Origin of the sequence: Klebsiella sp. G-Nf4 (assembly GCF_002810615.1) — a bacterium.
Lineage (GTDB): Bacteria > Pseudomonadota > Gammaproteobacteria > Enterobacterales > Enterobacteriaceae > Klebsiella > Klebsiella variicola.
Genome location: NZ_PION01000001.1, coordinates 729279 through 747097, shown reverse-complemented (window position 1 = coordinate 747097; position 17819 = coordinate 729279). Strand labels below are relative to the sequence as shown.

Here is a 17819-nt window from a genome sequence, read left to right as displayed (position 1 = left end):
CACCAACCGGGCATTAGGATTATTCCTGGTTTGTCAGCGATTCGCTGAAAAATAACGCGCTTGCCCGCCAAAACTTCACCAGAATTCGCACTTCTTTACGCCTCTCGTAATTATTTTCAATGCGAAACATTTTCTCACCGAAAACGTTGTTACCGTCACTCCGCCGTTGAGTAAATAGAGAGGTAATACCGGCGATGATAGCCTGAATTCTATTTCCCCGACGTTGGGAGGGTATATGTCTAAAAAAGGTATTCGCGCACTGGTTTATGTTTCCCTGGTCTCAGTCGCTATCTGGGGCGCGACCGGTTATCTGGTGATGGAAGCGGTGCGCGTACTGTGAAGCGTCTGGTCACCGCGAGGTGGCCGGCGCGCGCTAGTTTATGACTACAGTGTCTGGCGTCTTCGGGCGCCGGGCATTTTTTGTGCCGCAGGAAATTCAGGGTAATGAGAAGCGGGAAGGTGTCGTCAGCGATCGCCGTACGGTATTTATTTTTCTACAAAGGCGGCAGAAGCAGTAAATGAGAGCGTGGTGGAAATGATTAATAGAAGAAAAAGCGGGTAGCAACCACTGCGCAAATGATTAACAGGATCAGGATGAGCTCAAAACGATAGCGCCGCAGCATAGTGCTCTCCAGAAAAAAACGGCGCTGAAACAGCGCCGATTATTAAGAAGGTTAGTTCACCGGGAGGAATTATGCTGCCGGCTGTGCAGCAGGTTTAGCGGCCTGGTGTTTAGTGGTTTTGTGGTGTTTTTTCGCAGCCTGCGCTTTCTGTGCTACCGGTTTAGCCGCAGCTTTGTGGTGCTTTTTAGCCGCCTGAGCTTTCTGCGGAGCAGCGGGTTTAGCTTCTACTTTTTTGTGTTTTTTAGCGGCCTGCGCTTTCTGGGCAGCGGCTGGTTTAGCTTCTGCTTTTTTGTGTTTTTTGGCAGCCTGAGCTTTCTGCTCTGCAGCTGGTTTTGCCGCGGCTTTGTGGTGTTTTTTATGATGGGTGGTCTTGGCAGCAGTGCTGTGGGTAGCAGCCGGTGCCTGAGTGGTGCTTACTGCGTCAGCAGCGAAAGCGGCGGAAGAGAGACCCATAGCAGCGGCAACGACCAGAGCTAATACTTTTTTCATTCTGATATCCTCGAAAAGTTTTCTTAATTTCAACCCCACTGCGGGGCCGGTGAAATCACTATATGCTTGTCTTTTCGAGCTTTCCGTGAGTGTTTGGTATCGGCGTGTAACCGAATGTACAACACGCCTGGCCGTGGGGAGTGGAAGGACGCGCCGGGCAGCCCGGCGCGCACGATCACAGATAGCGGGCGGTAAGGTGTTCGCGGAAGTAGCGGCTGTTAAGATCCTCGCCGGTGGCCTGCTGGATCAGCTGCGAGGTGGAGAAGCGGCTGCCATGCTGCCAGATATTCTGTCGCAGCCAGTCGAACAGGGCGCTGAAATCTCCCTCCGCAATATCGCGGTCTAACGTCGGCAGCGCGCGCCGGGCGGCGGCCATCAGCTGGGCGGCATACATCGCGCCCAGCGTATAGGAAGGGAAATAGCCGAATCCGCCGTCGGTCCAGTGAATATCCTGCATACAGCCGTCCCGGTAGTTGCCGGTGGTCGACAGCCCCAGCCAGTGCTGCATCTTCTCGTCCCACAGCGCCGGGATATCATCTACTTCAATCTCGCCGTCAATCAGCGCGCGTTCAATTTCATAACGCAGGATCACATGCGCCGGGTAGCTGACCTCATCGGCATCGACGCGAATAAAGCCCGGTTTCACCCGCTGATTCCAGGCGACAAAGTTGTCGCGGCTAAAGGCCGGTTGATCGCCAAAGCGCTCGCGCACCGCCGGTAACAGGCGGTTAAGGAAAGGCTCGCTACGTCCCAGCTGCATTTCAAAAAACAGACTCTGCGACTCGTGGATAGCGGTGGAGCGAGCGAGTCCTACCGGCTGGTCGACCCACGGGCGAGGCAGATTCTGCTCATAGCGGGCATGGCCGGTTTCGTGGATCACGCCGAACAGGGCGCTGAGCAGGTCGTTTTCATTGTAGCGGGTGGTGATACGCACATCCTGGGGGACGCCGCCGCAGAATGGGTGGGCGCTGATGTCGAGGCGCCCGCCGTCGAAGTCAAAGCCGAGAATGCGCATGGCCTGCAGGCCCAGCTCGCGCTGATCGGCAATCGGGAAAGGCCCCTGCGGGGCGAGTAATGTTTGCGTCGCTTGCTTAGCGACCGCTTGCCGCAGCAGGGAAGGCAGCCAGGACTTGAGGTCGGCAAACAGGCTATCCAGCCGGGCGCTGGTCATATCTGGTTCGAAAATATCGAGCAGTGCGTCGTAGCGTGAGCCGCCTCTGGCATCGGCGCGGATCTGCGCTTCCTGACGGCTCAGCTTGACCACCTCGCGAAGATTGTCGGCAAAGCCAGCCCAGTCGTTAGCGGGACGCTGGCTGCGCCAGGCATGCTCACAGCGGCTGCCGGCAAGAGATTTTGCCTCCACCAGGCTCTCCGGCAGCAGCGCGGCCTGATCATACTGACGCTGCATTTCACGCAGGTTGGCCTGCTCGACGTCGTTGAGGTCCTGTTGGCGGGCTTCCTGCAGCCATTGGCCCACTTTTTTATCGGTCAGGATCTGATGCTGCAGCACGCCGAGCTCCGCCAGCGCTTCGCCCCGGGCGGCGCTGCCACCCGGAGGCATCATCGCAAACATATCCCAGCCAGCGATGGCGGAGAGATGCGAAAAGCGCGACAGGCGCTGAAAGGTACGGGTAAGTTGCTGATAAGGCGTATTTTCAGTCATAGTGGCGTTCGGTCCGTGACAGGTGAATGAACAGGTTATCGGTATGCTTCTACACTATCCTGATACGCCTGGCGGGTCGAGCATTGTGCGCTGGAGTACGGGATAAACGTCAGCCCCGAGCGGGAAAGAAAAAAAAGTGACTCTGTGAGCAATATTGCAGAAAACGGTAACATATCGGAACTAAACTGTGATCTATAACGCAGGTCTGGAGGTTCGGGGGTGGTTTATGAATCCGTTCACCTGGCTGTTTATTGCACTACTGTCCGTTGATGCCGTCAGAGAGCTGATGGGCTTGTCTTCCATTATGGGCATGTGGTGAAACGTGGCCCGCAGGCCACGTCACACGCGACTATTTCAGTCGTTGATGTAAGCAGGTGCCGGTCAACAGCGCGGCAAGGAGCAGCAGCGCGATAAACCCACCGACGCCATTCCAGCCGTAGTGATGCCAGAACACTCCGCCTAACGTCCCGGCAAGACTTGAACCCAAATAATAGCTGAACAGATACAGCGATGACGCCTGACCGCGGGCGCGGCGGGCGCGTGGGCCAATCCAGCTGCTGGCGACGGAATGCGCGGCGAAGAAGCCAGCGGAAAACAGCAGCATGCCGATGAAAATAAGCCACAGGGAAGAAAAGAGCGTCAGCAGCAGGCCGCAGAGCATGACAGCGGTAAAGCCGAGCATCACCGGTCCGCGGCCAAAGCGTACGGTCATGGCGCCCGCCTTCGGTGAACTCCAGGTGCCGGTGAGATAAGCTACCGACAGCAGGCCAACCACCGCCTGGCTTAGCGACCACGGCGACATCATCAGCCGGTAGCCAATATAGTTAAACAGGGTGACAAAAGCGCCCATCAGCAGAAAACCTTCGACGAACAGCAGCGGCAGACCGCGGTCGCGCCAGTGCAGACGGAAGTTGATCAGCAAGTTTTTCGGTCGCAGCGAGGTCGAGCGGAAATGGCGCGACTCGGGCAGAATGCGCCAGAACATGATGGCCGCGGCCAGCGCGAAGCCACTGATCACCGCCAGCGCCACGCGCCAGCCGAAGAAATCGGTAAAGACCCCGGTCAGCAAGCGGCCGCTCATGCCGCCGATAGAGTTGCCGCTGATATATAAGCCCATCGAAAAGGCGACGAAGCTGGGGTGGATCTCCTCACTCAGGTAGGTCATGCCGACCGCCGCCACGCCGCTCAGCGACAGGCCGATCAGGGCGCGCATAATGAGGATGCCGTGCCAGCTGGTCATCATGGTCGACAGCAGCGAGCAGCAGGCGGCCAGCAGCAGGGCGGTGACCATTACCGGCTTGCGCCCGATGGCGTCGGACAGCGGGCCGGTAAACAACAGGCCCACCGCCAGCATCGCCGTGGAAATGGAGAGTGAAATACTGCTGCTGGCCGGCGATACGCCGAACTCGTTCGACAGCACCGGCAGGATCGGTTGCACGCAGTAGAGCAGAGCAAAGGTGGCCAGACCGGCGGAGAACAGCGCGAGGGTGACTCGCATAAATTGCGGGGTGCCGCGCTTAATAAACTGATCCGGGCGGGATGCACCAGCGACGCTGACCTCGCCCGCCGGCACGGTGTCAACGGTTGTTGTACGACTCACAGATAATTCCTTGCGTAGAAGTTGCTGCTTACCAACAGAATGTTGTGACCATTCAGCTCACATTTTTAGGGTATGAAAATGTAAATATTCTGTCTAATATATTAATAATCTCAAATAAGACGTTTTAAATATGAATATCGAGTTGCGTCATCTGCGCTACTTTGTCGCCGTCGCCGAGGAATTACATTTTGGCCGCGCCGCGGCGCGACTGAATATTTCTCAACCGCCGTTAAGCCAGCAAATTCAGATCCTTGAGCAGCAGACCGGCGCCCGCCTGTTCGCGCGCACCAATCGCAGCGTCAGCCTGACGGCGGCTGGAAAGCAGTTTCTCGCCGATAGCCGACAAATTCTTGCCCAGGTGGATGACGCGGCCACCCGCGCTGCGCGTCTGCATCACGGTGAAACCGGCGAACTGCGTATCGGCTTTACCTCCTCGGCCCCCTTTATCAAGGCGGTATCCGATACGTTGTCGATGTTTCGTCAGCGCTACCCGGATGTGCATATTTTGACCCGCGAGACCAACACCCGCGAACAGATTGTGCCGCTGAGCGAGGGGGCTCTCGATCTGGGGCTGCTGCGCAATACCCAACTGCCGGACACCCTGGCGTGGGAGCGGGTGCTGCGCGAGCCGTTGCTGGCGATGGTCCCGGCCGACCATCCGCTGGCCCGCCAGCCCTCGGTCAGCCTGACGGCGCTGGCGCGCGAACCCTTCGTCTTTTTCGACCCGCACGTGGGTACCGGCCTGTATGACGATATCCTTGGCTTGCTGCGTCGTTACGGCCATACGCCGGTGATTGCCCAGGAGGTGGGGGAGGCGATGACCATTATTGGTCTGGTGGCCGCCGGACTGGGGGTGTCTATCCTGCCGGCCTCCTTTCAGCGCGTACAGCTCAGTGAAATGCGCTGGCTGCCGATCGACGAACAGGATGCAGTCTCGGAGATGTGGCTGGTGTGGTCGAAACATCATGAACAGGGGGCGCTGGCAAAACGCTTTCGCGAGTCGCTGCTGGCCTGGAAAACCGAGCACAATTGAGGCGAAAAGGGGCTGGAAATGTGCGGTAAATCACAAGGCTAAGTAAAAATTTGACGTTCACCATCGAAGTGCTTCACCATAGCCGAAAGTTTATTTCGAAGCGCGAAAATAAAGGGAGTCAATGGTGGTAGCGGATAGTCAACCAGGCCATATCGATCAAATTAAGCAGACCAATGCGGGCGCTGTGTATCGCCTGATTGATCAGCTCGGCCCGGTATCGCGTATCGACCTCTCCCGATTTGCGCAACTGGCTCCCGCCAGCATCACCAAGATTGTCCGCGAGATGCTGGAAGCGCATCTGGTACAGGAGACGGAGATCCAGGAGCCCGGCAGCCGTGGCCGCCCGGCGGTAGGGTTGATGGTGGAAACCGAGGCCTGGCACTATCTCGCGGTGCGCGTCAGCCGCGGCGAGATCCACCTTTCGCTGCGTGATTTAAGCAGTCAGCTGGTGGTGGAGGATCAGCTGGAGCTGGCCCTCACCGACAGCACGCCGTTTCTGACGCGCATTATTGACCACATCGATCGGTTCTTTATTCGTCACCAGAAGAAGCTGGAACGCCTCACCTCCATCGCCATGACGATGCCGGGTATTATTGATACCGAAAATGGCATTATTCATCGCATGCCGTTTTATGAGGATGTCAAAGATGTGCCGCTGGGCGATGTGCTGGCCAACCATACCGGGGTGCCGGTCTACATTCAGCATGACATCAGCGCCTGGACTATGGCGGAATCGTTGTTCGGCGCCTCGCGCGGCGCCCGGGACGTCATCCAGGTGGTTATCGATCATAACGTCGGCGCCGGGGTTATCACCGACGGGCGCCTGCTGCATGCCGGCAGCAGCAGCCTGGTGGAGATCGGCCATACTCAGGTCGATCCCTACGGCAAGCGCTGCTACTGCGGCAACCATGGCTGTCTGGAAACCATTGCCAGCGTAGAGAGCGTGCTGGAGCTGGCGCAGATGCGCATGGCCCAGTCGATGAGCTCGCTGCTGCACCAGCGTCCGCTGAGCGTGGAGTGGCTGTGCCAGGCCGCGCTGCAGGGCGATCTGCTGGCCAGAGACATTATCAGCGGCGTGGGTAACCACGTCGGGCGGATTCTGGCGATTATGGTCAATCTGTTTAACCCGCAGAAAATTCTGATTGGCTCGCCGTTTAATCTGGCGGCAGATATCCTTTTTCCGGCAATTTCCAGCTGCATTCGGCAACAATCGCTCCCGGCCTACAGCCAGCATATCGCGGTTGAAAGCACCCAGTTTTCCAATCGTGGTACGATGGCTGGCGCGGCGCTGGTCAAGGATGCGCTCTATAACGGATCCTTACTCATACGACTGTTACAGGGTTAACATTTTTTCATAGTCACACCAAAAATTGCGCTATCTCAAGCCGACCTCTGGCGGCATCACGTAGACTTTGCCCACTGTTGATTATTTCTCTCCCGTATATTTCATCGACAAAACTGTGGGGTTAGTGATGTTTAAGCGTTTCTTTATTACAGGTACAGACACCTCTGTCGGGAAGACAGTGGTTTCCCGTGCGCTGTTGCAGGCACTTGCTGCCAGAGGCAAAAGCGTGGCCGGGTACAAGCCTGTGGCGAAGGGCAGCAAAGAGACGCCAGACGGTTTGCGTAACAAAGACGCGCTGGTGCTGCAGAGCGTCTCCACGCTGGCGTTGCCGTATGAGGCTGTCAATCCCATAGCGTTAAGTGAAGACGAAAGCAGCGTGGCGCACAGCTGCCCGATCAACTACGGTTTGCTGTCGGATGGTTTGCAGCGACTGGCCGGTCAGGTCGATCACGTGGTGGTTGAAGGCACCGGCGGCTGGCGCAGCCTGATGAACGACCTGCGACCGCTCTCCGAATGGGTGGTACAGGAGCAGCTCCCGGTGCTGATGGTGGTGGGGATCCAGGAGGGGTGTATCAACCATGCGCTGCTGACGGCCCAGGCGATCGCCAATGACGGGCTGCCGCTGATCGGCTGGGTGGCCAACCGCATCAACCCCGGTCTCGCGCACTACGCTGAAATCATCGATGTCCTCAGTAAGAAGCTGCCGGCGCCGCTGATTGGCGAGCTGCCATACCTGCCGCGCGCCGAACAGCGTGAGCTGAGCCGCTACGTCGACTTAGACATGCTCGGCAACGTGATGGCGATAGATCGAATCCCGGCGTAACGTCCGCGACAGCACCGACGCCACCACGCAGGTGATCAGCAGGCCGGGCAGCAGCGCATACTGCCCGGTCATCTCACATATCATCAGGGTCGACATGATTGGCGCATGGGTGGTGGCAGCCAGAAACGCCGCCATGCCGGTCAGACCGATCATCATAGCCATCTCTTCATTCCCCGGTAGCCATAGCCCGCTGACGCTGGCAAACAGCATGCCCATCGCCAGGCCGACAAACAGCGTGGGGGTAAAGACCCCGCCCGGCGCGCCGGAGCCGCTGCTGGCCAGCACCGCCAGCAGTTTGCACAGGAAAATGCCGGCCAGCAGTAGGCCAGACGGCGGCACCCGCAAATAGCTTTGCACCACGCTGTAGCCGTTACCCCACACCGCCGGGGTGATGAGCGATAAGCCGCCGACAATCAGCCCACCCAGCGCCAGCTGCCACGGCGGCGTCAGTTTCAGTTTGACGAACCCGCGGTGGCTGTAGTCCATCAGCCAGATAAACAGCGGGCCGCACAGCCCGGCCAGCAGGCCAGTCGCCAGCATTAAACCATAGTGCAGCGCGCTGAGGTTCTGCTGCAGGACGACGTGGTACAGCGGCGCGGCGCCGCCGTTGAGAAACTGCGTCAACAGCAGGGCGATCACCGCCGAGATAACGACCGGCCCGAGCGAGGCCAGCATCAGCGTGCCAAAGAGAATTTCAGCAATAAACAGGCTGCCGGCCAGCGGGGCATGATAGGCGCTGGCCATCCCGGCAGCGGCGCCGCAGGCGACCCACAGTTTCCATTCAGTCTGCGGGGTAAAGCGGCGGGCGAACAGCGACGCCGCCAGCGCGGCCAGCAGGATCATGGCGCCTTCCCGGCCAATCGCGCTGCCGGTGACCACGACCAGCAATGACGCCAGCGATTTCACCAGGCTTGCCGGCGTATCGAAGCAACCGTCGCCGGTCTCCAGGGCTTCCATATAATCGGTGGCAGCATGCGGGCGCGCGATGCTGCGTCGCTGCCACAGCCAGAGAAGTGTCCCTGCCGCCAGGCCGCCCAGCGCCGGGGTAATCAGCCGCCGCCACGCCGGCAGCGACTGCGCCGCGTTGACCAGGCTTCCGCTGTCATTGCCAAGAAACAGCGTTTCCAGCACCACCATCGCATGGCGAAACAGCGCCACCGCCAGGGCGGCGAGAAGGCCAATCAGCGTGGCGATCAACAGGCGGCGGAACATCACCTGCACATCAGGATAGGGATGAAGACGGTGCATCAGTTACGGTGAGGTTCGGAAAACATGGCCTTATTGTGATAGGGAATAACCTTAGATGCAAAAGCGATAAGTGCGGGAGAGGGGCTGGGAAGCGGCGAAATAAAACCGCGCCGGATACCGGCGCGGTGAAGGGTTAACGATAGAGCGCTTTTTCCGCCACGGCGATCGGCAGGTTCTCCTGCCACTGCGCCAGCGTTGCCTGCGCCAGCTGACCCAGCGCCTCGTAGAAGGGGTGGGCGGCGTGGTCGACAAAGACGCTCAGGAAGCGCCCGGACCACGGCAGCAGGTGCCAGGCCAGCAGCTGGGCAAACAACGCATCCTGCTCCGTTTCGCACAGCCACGCCGCCAGCAGCAGCAGGGTGCCGAAATGATCTTCCGGTTCGTTACGCTCGGCGTCCAGTGCGATGCCGTTCGTGCGCATCCACTCGCGCAGGGCCAGCGTGGAATCGCCAAACAGCACTGACTCTTTATCCAGCCAGACGGATCCCCATGGCGGTGCCGGCAGGGCCCACGGGCCGATAAACAGGCGTTGCCAGGCTTCCGGTAATGACTCTTCCGTCGACGCGGCAAAGGCTGACGCCAGCGGGGCGGCTACCGGGAAGGGCCACTGTTGCTGCCAGCTGCCGTCCTGGAAGGCGGCGACCAGCGGCGCAATGTGCGCGCTATTCGGCGCATAAGAGAACAGCGCGCCCAGGGTGCGGGCGCTTAACGCGACAGCGTCGCGGTTTGGGATCGGCATCATTACTTATTCCTTTCTGCGGCGCGCGCCAGCGCGCCGTCTCATTAACCGGCAACCGCCATACCGACGGTCATATGCAGACCATAAAACAGGCCGCGACCAATACATTCCGCGATCAAGACCAGCAGCAGGCCGATCAGCAGCCCCGTAGCGCGCGGCGGTTGGCGGCGGATCAGCGGACACAGCCAGCAGCCAAGACCGAGAGCCAGCAGTATCAGGCGTAACGCCTGGAGTGTGCCGTAATCTGGCAGCAGGGTGGCTGCCTGCTGGACTGAACTGTGAATGGTGCTGAGCCCGGTGCTTTGCATGATGATAACGGCGGCGCTGATCGCCAGCGCGGCCACGCTAAGCCCGGCAAAAAACCAGCCGTTAAAGTCAACTTTCGCCAGCCGCAGCAGCAGGGCGGCGAACAGCGGCCCGCTGAGGAGCACCGTCAGGAAGAACGCGCTGGTAGTGTAGCCATTGTACCATGTTGGCACAGTATCGATTTGGTAAACCCGGGTCATCGCCAGAACAAACAGCAGGCCTAACAGCATGGTGAACACCAGCCAGATTTTACCCAGCGCCGCCGGCATTTTGCCTACTACCGCCAGCAGCCACCAGAATCCTCCCACGGCGAAGAACAAGGCGCCGCTGGCGATTTCATTGCTCAGCGCCGAGGCGCCGACGCGGTTCAGCGAGTTAAACGCCCGCAGCGGCGAACCGAGATGCATCACTGAAGCAAGAAAACCGATGCCCATCAGCAGCCAGATAAAAAACATGCTGCGCACCAGCCGCTGCTGCGCTTCGCGCTGGTCTGTCAGCGATAGCCAGCCCAGCCCGCTGACGATAGTCTCGCCGACCACGCATTGCCCCAGTACCGTAAACAGTACCAGCGGCCATTCATGCCATCCGCTTCCCATCTCACACCTCCTTTGGATTTGCCAGATAACCGGTGGTATCACCACACGGCCGGGCATTGGCGTTCGGTTTGATAACGATGCTCGGCCTGGTAAAGTGCGCCGACGGCAGCGGGGCCACCGCGGCCAGCTGGCCGTGTTTAGCGCGTAGTTCGGCAATCGGCCCGAAATCGAGTGCCCGCAGCGGGCAGGACTCTACGCAGATCGGCTTTTTCCCCTCTGCGACGCGCTCGTGACAGCCGTCGCACTTGGTCATATGGCCTTTGTCGGCGTTGTACTGCGGGGCGCCGTACGGGCAGGCCATATGGCAGTAGCGGCAGCCAATGCACACCGCTTTGTTGACCACCACAAAACCATCGTCGCGCTTGTGCATCGCCCCACTCGGGCAGACCTTGGTGCAGGCCGGATCTTCGCAGTGGTTACAGGCGATGGATAGGTAGTAGGCGAATACATTCTGCTGCCAGACGCCGTTGTCCTCCTGCCAGTCGCCGCCGGCATACTCATAGATGCGACGGAAGCTGACCTCCGGGGTGAGATTCTTGTAGTCCTTACAGGCCAGTTCGCAGGTTTTACACCCGGTACAGCGAGCGGAATCGATAAAGAATCCATATTGCGTGCTCATGGTTTACTCCTTAAACCTTCTCTATGTCGACCAGGTTGGTATGCTGTGGATTCCCCTTCGCCAGCGGCGACGGGCGGTGGGTGGTCAGCGTATTCATGCAGGCGCCATGGTCGATCCGGTCTCCGGCCATATTCGCGTCGTGCCAGGCGCCCTGGCCCATCGCCGACACGCCCGGCATGATGCGTGGCGTCACTTTCGCCGGAAGACGGACTTCGCCGCGCTGATTAAAGACGCGCACCATATCGCCGTTTTTAATCCCGCGTTTTTCCGCGTCAAGCGGATTGAGCCACACCTCCTGGCGACAGGCCGCTTGTAATACATCGACGTTGCCATAGCTGGAGTGGGTGCGCGCTTTATAGTGGAAACCAAACAGCTGCAGCGGATACTGACTGCGCAGCGGATCGTCCCAACCTTCAAATGTGGAGGCGTAGACCGGCAACGGGCTGATAACTTCGTCTTTCTCCAGCTGCCAGTGGGCGGCAATCTCGGCGAGCCGGCTGGAGTAGATTTCAATTTTGCCGGACGGGGTTTTGAGCGGATGCGCTTCAGGATCGCGGCGGAAGTCGCGATAGGCGACGAAGTGGCCGTTCGGATCTTTACGCTTGTAGATGCCCATCTGCTTCAGGTCGTCGTAGCCAGGTAGCGCGGGGTCTTTCGCCACCATTTTGGCATACAGATGCTGCAGCCACTGCGCCTGCGTGCGCCCCTCGGTAAAACGTTGATGCACGTCGTCGCCGAGCCGTTTCGCGACTTCACTTAAGATCCAGTAAATCGGTTTGCGTTCGAACTTCGCCGAGGTAGCAGGCTGGATAAAAATGAGATAGCCCATATTGCCGGCATAGTCGTTGGGAATAATATCTTCCTGCTCAACGGTCATCAGATCGGGCAGCAGCAGGTCGGCGTATTTCGCCGACGAGGTCATAAAGTTGTCGATAACCACAATGGTCTCGCACTTGCTTTCGTCCTGCAGGATCTCGTGGGTCTTATTGATGTCGGAGTGCTGGTTGATGATGGTGTTGCCCGCGTAGTTCCACAGGAACTTGATCGGCACATCCAGCTTCTCTTTGCCGCGCACGCCGTCGCGGGTGGCGGTCATCTCCGGGCCTCGAGCGATGGCGTCGGTCCAGGTGAAGCAGGAGATGGCGGTCTTTACCGGATTTTCCAGCACCGGCAGACGTTCGATAGTGATGGTGTAGGTTGATTCGCGGGCGCCGCTGTTGCCGCCGTTGATGCCGACGTTGCCGGTTAAGATCGGCAGCATGGCGATCGCGCGGGCGGAGAGTTCGCCGTTGGCCTGGCGCTGCGGTCCCCAGCCCTGGCAAATATAAGCCGGTTTACTCATGCCGATTTCGCGCGCCAGCTTAATGATGCGATCGGCGGGGATGCCGGTAATACGCGAGGCCCACTGCGGTGTTTTGGCGACGCCGTCGTCGCCCTCGCCAAGAATATACGCTTTGTAGTGACCGTTTGCCGGCGCCCCGACCGGCAGCGTTTTCTCATCGTAGCCAACGCAGTATTTGTCGAGGAATGGCTGGTCGACGAGATCCTCGTTTATCAGCACCCAGGCGATACCGGCGACCAGCGCGGCGTCCGTGCCGGGACGAATAGGGATCCACTCATCTTCCCGTCCGGCGGCGGTATCGGTGTAGCGCGGGTCGATAACGATCATCCGCGCGTTAGAGCGCTCGCGAGCCTGCTCCAGATACCAGGTAATGCCGCCGCCGCTCATCCGGGTTTCCGCTGGGTTATTGCCGAACATCACCACCAGCTTGCTGTTTTCAATATCCGAAGTACTGTTGCCGTCGTTGCTGCCGTAGGTATAGGGCATCGCGCAGGCAATCTGTGCGGTGCTGTAGGTACCGTACTGGTTAAGCGAGCCGCCGTAGCAGTTCATCAGCCGCGCTACCGGCGACGCTGAAGGCGACGAACGGGTGATGTTGCCGCCGACGATCCCCGAAGAGTAGTTAATGTACACGGCTTCATTGCCATACTGGGCAACGGTGCTTTTCAGGCGGTCAGCGAGGATATCCAGCGCCTCCTGCCAGCTGATGCGTTCAAATTTGCCTTCCCCGCGTTTGCCGACGCGCTTCATGGGATAGTTAAGGCGATCCGGGTGATTGATGCGCCGACGAATCGAGCGCCCGCGCAGGCAGGCGCGGACCTGGTGGTCGCCGTAGCGGTCGTCGCCGGTGTTATCCGTTTCGACGTAAACCACTTCATCATCCCGCACGTGCAGCCGCAGGGCGCAGCGGCTGCCACAGTTGACCGAACAGGCGCCCCAGACGACGCGGGTGTTGTCGCCGGTAGCCTGTTGTACTGCTGCCGCGGCGCTACGCAGTGTAAAGGGCAGGGTAAGCCCGCCGGCGGCCAGCGCCAGAGAGCTGAGGGCTGTGGATTTGAGTAGCGCGCGTCGGGTGACGCCGCCGGGGGATTCCTGATTCGACATTGCTCACTCCATGATAGTTATGCTGTGCGGAGAAGGGCCGCCACGTCATTAACAGACGCAGGGGTGAGCGATAATACATTATGGGTAGCCAGCCGATCTTATCCCTGGTCAATGCAGGGATAAGATCTTTCATTTGAAACCGAAGAGGGCTTACTGAGCGTCGTTTTCGGCGGGACTGTCGCTGTTACGCGTATAGGTGATTTTGAAGGTGTCATTGGCGCAATGGCCGACCACCTGAACACCGGGCTGGTCTGCCTGATCGTTTGGCACAATGGCCAGGCTGAAGGCAGTTTCCGGTACGCCATTGTTGATGATCTTCTGCTGGATGTCACTTTTAACCCGTTCACAAGAGTCTGGGGCCGCCAGCACGGTCGTGGAGCACAGCAGTAGCGCGGCGCCTGTCCAGAGGGATAGTTTCATCTTACACTCCTTATCGATGTTATCCAGAATTAAGCATAGCAGAACTGGTGTAAACAATTGTATTTGCTAATATGATCTGATGTACACAAAAGGAATCGCCTGTGAAAAGATTGTATTGGCTGATCCCGGCAGCGCTGCTGCTGACGGCGTGCGACCGCAAAAGCGCCCCGGAAGCCTTCACCCCCGAGATGGCGAGTTTTTCCAATGAGTTTGAGTTCGATCCGCTGCGCGGGCCGGTGAAAGATTTTAGCCAGACGCTATTGGATGAACACGATGTGGTGGTCAAAAAGGTGAGCGCTCAGCTGTCAAAAGAGGGATGTTTTGATCTGCTGACCCTGGAAGATGTGGAGAACAATACCGGCGCCACGCTGCTGCTGGATGCCAACTATTACGTCGATGGGCGCACCCACGAGAAGCGACTGCGCCTGCAGGGCAAGTGTCAGCTGGCAGAGATGCCTGCCACCGGGGTGAGCTGGGAGACGGATGATAACGGTTTTATTATCAGTGCCCGTGGCAAAGAGACCACCGCCACCTACCGCTATGACAGCGATGGCTATCCGCTGGGAAAAACCACCACCGCCAAAGAAGAGCAATTTACCGTCGCCTCCACGCCGTCGAAGGATCCGCGCAAGAAAATGGACTATACCGCCATCAGCACCTTCAACGAACGCACGCTGGGCACGGTACGCCAGACCTGCGACTACGATCGCCACGACAATCCGCTGAGCTGTGAGCTGCAGGTGATTGATGAAAGCGTGCAGCCGCCGCTGACACGCCATTACACCATCAAGAACCGCATTGATTATTACTGAGCCGTCGGCTTCAGCAGGGCCGGTCCTGGGGTTTTGTGTTCGGCCAGATACTGGTGCTGGAACAGACACATGCGAATGGTGTTGCGGTACTCGCCGTTAATGAAAAACTCATGGATGAGTTCACCCTCGACGATAAAGCCGAGCTTGCGGTAAATATGGATCGCTTTTTCATTCTCTTTATCGACAATCAAATACAGCTTATACAGATTAAGCACCGTAAAACCGTAGTCCATGGCCAGCCGCGCCGCGCGAGTGGCAAGGCCTTTTCCCTGGAAGTCCGGTGAGATAATGATCTGGAACTCGGCCCGCCGATGAACATGGTTGATTTCAACCAGCTCTACCAGCCCGGCTTTATCGCCATTGCATTCGATCACAAAGCGACGCTCGCTTTGATCGTGGATATGTTTGTCGTACAGATCGGAGAGCTCAACGAAGGCCTCGTACGGCTCTTCAAACCAGTAGCGCATGACGCTGGCGTTGTTATCGAGCTGGTGGACAAAGCGCAAATCTTCCCGTTCGAGGGGGCGGAGTTTGACGTGTAGCGCGTCGGTCATGGGTAATCCTGTGGTTAAAGCTGAACAGCGCGTTATGAAAGGCGGCGCCCGCAGGCGCCAGCGTTGACAGGAAGCGGATCAGGGATTGATTGCCCGGCCGGTGCGGCGGTCAAGGCAGCGCAGGGTGTTCGGCTCCCAGTAGGCGTTGACGTTGGCGCTTTTCTGGCAGTTATCCTGCGCGTCGAAGGCGACATCGGTTTTGTCCCACTCTTTTTCCGCCCGCTTATTGACCTTCTGGCGCAGGCTGCGGGTGTCGTTCCATTGCTCTTTTTCCATCGACGCCTGCTGACGGCTTTGCGCGCTGTCGCCAGATTCAATCACCAGCCGGTCGGTGGCGGCGAAGGAGCTGGAGGTATAGACCACGGCGCTCAACGCCAGAATGGCGGTCAGGCACCAGCGTTTGTTCAGTGTCATGTTCATCACGATTTCCTTTAAGTGATGGGTTAACCCTCAGGTTAAGTTTACTACAGCTCTTTTGCCGGGCATAGCCGACAAAACAGCGTGGGGCAGAAGCCATTATCGCGTAGAATGGTTCAACGCTTTGTCTCATTTACGAATCTTTTAATGCTCAAAACAACGCTCCTGTTCTTTGCCACCGCCCTGTGCGAAATCATCGGCTGCTATCTGCCGTGGCTATGGTTAAAGCGCGGGGCCACGCCGCTGCTGTTGATCCCCACCGGCCTGGCGCTGGCGCTGTTCGTCTGGCTCCTGACGCTCCATCCTGCCGCCAGCGGGCGGGTCTATGCCGCCTACGGTGGGGTGTACGTCTGTACCGCCTTGCTCTGGCTGCGGGTCGTGGATGGCGTCAAGCTCAGCCATTACGACTGGGCCGGGGCGATCATCGCCCTGTGCGGCATGCTGATCATCGTGGCGGGCTGGGGGCGGGCCTGAGCTCGCCTTGTGTGATCGCTGCCACTTTTTTAAACCTTAATTCTTGTATGGTAGTCGACCTGTTGCCTTACTTATCAGACATTCTCTTTTGTTATGACTCTGTAAGGAACAACGATGGCTATCGAGACACTTGCCGCCCGGACGGGGGCGACGCCGCTGCGTATCCGTCGGGTGCAGAAGATCACCCTGACGCTGCTGTTTATCGCCGGTATCGTCAACTTTCTTGACCGCTCTTCGCTGAGCGTCGCCGGGGAGGCGATACGCGCCGACCTGGGACTCAGCGCCACCGAGTTTGGGGTGCTGCTCTCCGCCTTTTCGCTCTCCTACGGCTTCGCACAATTGCCGTCGGGAATATTGCTGGATCGCGTTGGACCGCGCATTGTGCTCGGCGCCGGACTGATTTTCTGGTCCGCAATGCAGGCCCTGACCGGGATGGTCAATTCGTTCTCGCATTTTATTCTGCTGCGCATTGGCCTCGGGATTGGTGAAGCGCCATTTATGCCCGCCGGTGTGAAATCAATCAATGACTGGTATGCGCAAAGAGAGCGCGGTACGGCGGTGGGGATATTTAACTCCTCGACGGTGCTGGGGCAGGCCATTGCGCCACCGGCTCTGGTTATTATGCAACTGGCCTGGGGCTGGCGAACGATGTTTGTGGTGATTGGCTTAGCCGGTATCGTGGTCGGTCTGTGCTGGTATGTGGGCTACCGAAATCGCCGGCACTTCACCCTTCAGGAAGAGGAGCAGCAGTATCTGGCCAGCGAGGAGGTGGCCCGCCCGGCGCTGAAATTTAGCGAATGGCTGGCTCTGTTTAAACGGCGCACCACCTGGGGGATGATTCTGGGCTTTTCCGGTGTGAACTACACCGGCTGGCTGTATATCGCCTGGTTGCCCGGCTATTTGCAGGCGCAGCAAGGGTTAAGCCTGGCCCGTACCGGCTGGGTGGCGGCGATCCCGTTCCTTGCCGCGGCGGTGGGGATGTGGGTCAACGGCCTGGTGGTCGATGCCCTGGCGCGCAGAGGTTACGATCTGGCGAAAACCCGCAAAACGGCGATCGTGATCGGTCTGGTGCTGTCGGCCCTGGGCACCCTGCTGGTGGTACAATCCTCCACGCCGACCCAGGCGGTGGCTTTTATCTCCATGGCGCTGTTTTGCGTCCATTTTGCCGGGACGTCGGCCTGGGGGCTGGTGCAGGTATTGGTGGCGGAGCATAAAGTGGCTTCGGTGGCAGCGATCCAGAACTTTGGCAGCTTTGTGTTTGCCTCCTTTGCGCCGATCGTCACCGGCTGGGTGGTGGATACCACCCATTCTTTTAATCTGGCGCTGGTGATCGCCGCCGGCGTGACCTTCACCGGGGCGTTGTGTTACTTCTTTATCGTTAAAACCCGTATCGACTAACCGCCAGACCGGACTCCCGGCTAAGTGACAGGCCCGCAGGGACGCGTGGCCGGTGTGTCTTTCGTCGACTTCTTATATTTCCTCGCGGCGACTGTTTCCCATTCCATCAGCGATGATTCTGTGACGGTTCACTCCCGGCAGCGACCGTCTGCATCTTCTTGTATGGTAGTTGACAGAAATCAAAGATGTTATACCAATTGCGTGCGATGGTTGA

18 protein-coding genes are annotated in these 17819 nt (G+C 58.6%); 7 read left to right on the top strand and 11 right to left on the bottom strand.

Annotation, left to right across the window (positions count from 1 at the left end):
- Nucleotides 1-692 precede the first annotated feature (692 nt).
- Together asr and CWM57_RS03725 are read right to left on the bottom strand one after the other, a co-directional pair.
- Complete coding sequence (gene asr / locus CWM57_RS03730; protein ID WP_043875352.1) at nt 693-1112, bottom strand: acid resistance repetitive basic protein Asr; 420 nt, start codon at nt 1110-1112, stop codon at nt 693-695.
- A 175-nt stretch (nt 1113-1287) separates the two neighbouring features.
- Nucleotides 1288-2775 (bottom strand): carboxypeptidase M32, encoded by a 1488-nt coding sequence (locus tag CWM57_RS03725; RefSeq protein WP_100675638.1) that lies wholly within the window; start codon nt 2773-2775, stop codon nt 1288-1290.
- A gap of 226 nt (nt 2776-3001) precedes the next feature.
- On the opposite strand from CWM57_RS03725, the gene CWM57_RS28120 reads away from it, so the two are divergent.
- Nucleotides 3002-3094, top strand: coding sequence for a KPN_01571 family protein (locus tag CWM57_RS28120; protein ID WP_004206050.1), 93 nt, complete (start codon nt 3002-3004; stop codon nt 3092-3094).
- 30 nt (nt 3095-3124) lie between these two features.
- Here CWM57_RS28120 and CWM57_RS03720 read toward each other — a convergent pair whose 3' ends face one another.
- Nucleotides 3125-4375, bottom strand: a complete 1251-nt coding sequence (locus CWM57_RS03720; protein WP_008805023.1) for an MFS transporter — start codon at nt 4373-4375, stop codon at nt 3125-3127.
- Nucleotides 4376-4505: 130 nt separating this feature from the next.
- Between CWM57_RS03720 and CWM57_RS03715 the strand changes: the two genes are divergently transcribed.
- The 3 genes from CWM57_RS03715 (at nt 4506) to bioD (ending at nt 7576) form a co-directional block, all read left to right on the top strand.
- A complete protein-coding gene (locus tag CWM57_RS03715) occupies nt 4506-5408 on the top strand; it encodes a LysR family transcriptional regulator (RefSeq protein ID WP_100675637.1) in 903 nt (300 codons plus the stop codon).
- A gap of 124 nt (nt 5409-5532) precedes the next feature.
- Nucleotides 5533-6753: a sugar metabolism global transcriptional regulator Mlc gene (gene mlc / locus CWM57_RS03710; protein WP_044649713.1), complete on the top strand. Its 1221-nt coding sequence runs from the start codon at nt 5533-5535 to the stop codon at nt 6751-6753.
- Nucleotides 6754-6880: 127 nt separating this feature from the next.
- Nucleotides 6881-7576: a dethiobiotin synthase gene (bioD, locus tag CWM57_RS03705; protein ID WP_012541855.1), complete on the top strand. Its 696-nt coding sequence runs from the start codon at nt 6881-6883 to the stop codon at nt 7574-7576.
- Here the strand turns inward: bioD and clcB are convergent.
- The 6 genes from clcB to CWM57_RS03675 form a co-directional block, all read right to left on the bottom strand.
- Nucleotides 7529-8824 (bottom strand): voltage-gated ClC-type chloride channel ClcB, encoded by a 1296-nt coding sequence (gene clcB / locus CWM57_RS03700; protein ID WP_074385949.1) that lies wholly within the window; start codon nt 8822-8824, stop codon nt 7529-7531. The two genes, bioD and clcB, sit on opposite strands and share 48 nt — an antisense overlap.
- A gap of 133 nt (nt 8825-8957) precedes the next feature.
- Nucleotides 8958-9566, bottom strand: coding sequence for a Tat proofreading chaperone DmsD (gene dmsD, locus CWM57_RS03695; RefSeq protein ID WP_100675636.1), 609 nt, complete (start codon nt 9564-9566; stop codon nt 8958-8960).
- A 41-nt stretch (nt 9567-9607) separates the two neighbouring features.
- Nucleotides 9608-10465 (bottom strand): dimethyl sulfoxide reductase anchor subunit family protein, encoded by an 858-nt coding sequence (locus CWM57_RS03690; RefSeq protein ID WP_100675635.1) that lies wholly within the window; start codon nt 10463-10465, stop codon nt 9608-9610.
- A 1-nt stretch (nt 10466) separates the two neighbouring features.
- Nucleotides 10467-11084, bottom strand: a complete 618-nt coding sequence (locus CWM57_RS03685) for a DMSO/selenate family reductase complex B subunit (RefSeq protein WP_100675634.1) — start codon at nt 11082-11084, stop codon at nt 10467-10469.
- Between the two features lie 10 nt (nt 11085-11094).
- Entirely contained in the window at nt 11095-13530 is a 2436-nt protein-coding gene (gene ynfE, locus CWM57_RS03680; RefSeq protein ID WP_100675633.1) for a selenate/tellurate reductase subunit YnfE, read from the bottom strand.
- A 150-nt stretch (nt 13531-13680) separates the two neighbouring features.
- The gene (locus CWM57_RS03675; RefSeq protein WP_008805014.1) at nt 13681-13950 is read right to left on the bottom strand and encodes a DUF1161 domain-containing protein; all 270 of its coding nucleotides are present in this window, start codon (nt 13948-13950) and stop codon (nt 13681-13683) included.
- Between the two features lie 101 nt (nt 13951-14051).
- On the opposite strand from CWM57_RS03675, the gene CWM57_RS03670 reads away from it, so the two are divergent.
- Nucleotides 14052-14762: a YnfC family lipoprotein gene (locus CWM57_RS03670; protein ID WP_049165718.1), complete on the top strand. Its 711-nt coding sequence runs from the start codon at nt 14052-14054 to the stop codon at nt 14760-14762.
- Here CWM57_RS03670 and speG read toward each other — a convergent pair.
- Together speG and CWM57_RS03660 are read right to left on the bottom strand one after the other, a co-directional pair.
- The gene (gene speG, locus CWM57_RS03665) at nt 14756-15316 is read right to left on the bottom strand and encodes a spermidine N1-acetyltransferase (protein WP_008805012.1); all 561 of its coding nucleotides are present in this window, start codon (nt 15314-15316) and stop codon (nt 14756-14758) included. The two genes, CWM57_RS03670 and speG, sit on opposite strands and share 7 nt — an antisense overlap.
- A 78-nt stretch (nt 15317-15394) precedes the next feature.
- Complete coding sequence (locus CWM57_RS03660) at nt 15395-15736, bottom strand: DUF1283 family protein (protein ID WP_004206035.1); 342 nt, start codon at nt 15734-15736, stop codon at nt 15395-15397.
- A 108-nt stretch (nt 15737-15844) separates the two neighbouring features.
- Between CWM57_RS03660 and CWM57_RS03655 the strand changes: the two genes are divergently transcribed.
- Both CWM57_RS03655 and CWM57_RS03650 read left to right on the top strand, forming a co-directional pair.
- Nucleotides 15845-16207, top strand: a complete 363-nt coding sequence (locus CWM57_RS03655; RefSeq protein WP_162493261.1) for a YnfA family protein — start codon at nt 15845-15847, stop codon at nt 16205-16207.
- A gap of 114 nt (nt 16208-16321) precedes the next feature.
- The gene (locus tag CWM57_RS03650) at nt 16322-17605 is read left to right on the top strand and encodes an MFS transporter (RefSeq protein WP_023322553.1); all 1284 of its coding nucleotides are present in this window, start codon (nt 16322-16324) and stop codon (nt 17603-17605) included.
- The last annotated feature ends 214 nt before the right edge of the window (nt 17606-17819 follow it).

Excerpts from the sequence above, each read along its gene's own strand:
- asr (WP_043875352.1), bottom strand. The coding sequence starts at position 1,112 with ATGAAAAAAGTATTAGCTCTGGTCGTTGCCGCTGCTATGGGTCTCTCT.
- CWM57_RS03725 (WP_100675638.1), bottom strand. The coding sequence starts at position 2,775 with ATGACTGAAAATACGCCTTATCAGCAACTTACCCGTACCTTTCAGCGC.
- CWM57_RS28120 (WP_004206050.1), top strand. The coding sequence starts at position 3,002 with ATGAATCCGTTCACCTGGCTGTTTATTGCACTACTGTCCGTTGATGCC.
- CWM57_RS03715 (WP_100675637.1), top strand. The coding sequence starts at position 4,506 with ATGAATATCGAGTTGCGTCATCTGCGCTACTTTGTCGCCGTCGCCGAG.
- bioD (WP_012541855.1), top strand. The coding sequence starts at position 6,881 with ATGTTTAAGCGTTTCTTTATTACAGGTACAGACACCTCTGTCGGGAAG.
- clcB (WP_074385949.1), bottom strand. The coding sequence starts at position 8,824 with ATGCACCGTCTTCATCCCTATCCTGATGTGCAGGTGATGTTCCGCCGC.
- dmsD (WP_100675636.1), bottom strand. The coding sequence starts at position 9,566 with ATGATGCCGATCCCAAACCGCGACGCTGTCGCGTTAAGCGCCCGCACC.
- CWM57_RS03690 (WP_100675635.1), bottom strand. The coding sequence starts at position 10,465 with ATGGGAAGCGGATGGCATGAATGGCCGCTGGTACTGTTTACGGTACTG.
- CWM57_RS03685 (WP_100675634.1), bottom strand. The coding sequence starts at position 11,084 with ATGAGCACGCAATATGGATTCTTTATCGATTCCGCTCGCTGTACCGGG.
- ynfE (WP_100675633.1), bottom strand. The coding sequence starts at position 13,530 with ATGTCGAATCAGGAATCCCCCGGCGGCGTCACCCGACGCGCGCTACTC.
- CWM57_RS03675 (WP_008805014.1), bottom strand. The coding sequence starts at position 13,950 with ATGAAACTATCCCTCTGGACAGGCGCCGCGCTACTGCTGTGCTCCACG.
- speG (WP_008805012.1), bottom strand. The coding sequence starts at position 15,316 with ATGACCGACGCGCTACACGTCAAACTCCGCCCCCTCGAACGGGAAGAT.
- CWM57_RS03660 (WP_004206035.1), bottom strand. The coding sequence starts at position 15,736 with ATGAACATGACACTGAACAAACGCTGGTGCCTGACCGCCATTCTGGCG.
- CWM57_RS03655 (WP_162493261.1), top strand. The coding sequence starts at position 15,845 with ATGGTTCAACGCTTTGTCTCATTTACGAATCTTTTAATGCTCAAAACA.
- CWM57_RS03650 (WP_023322553.1), top strand. The coding sequence starts at position 16,322 with ATGGCTATCGAGACACTTGCCGCCCGGACGGGGGCGACGCCGCTGCGT.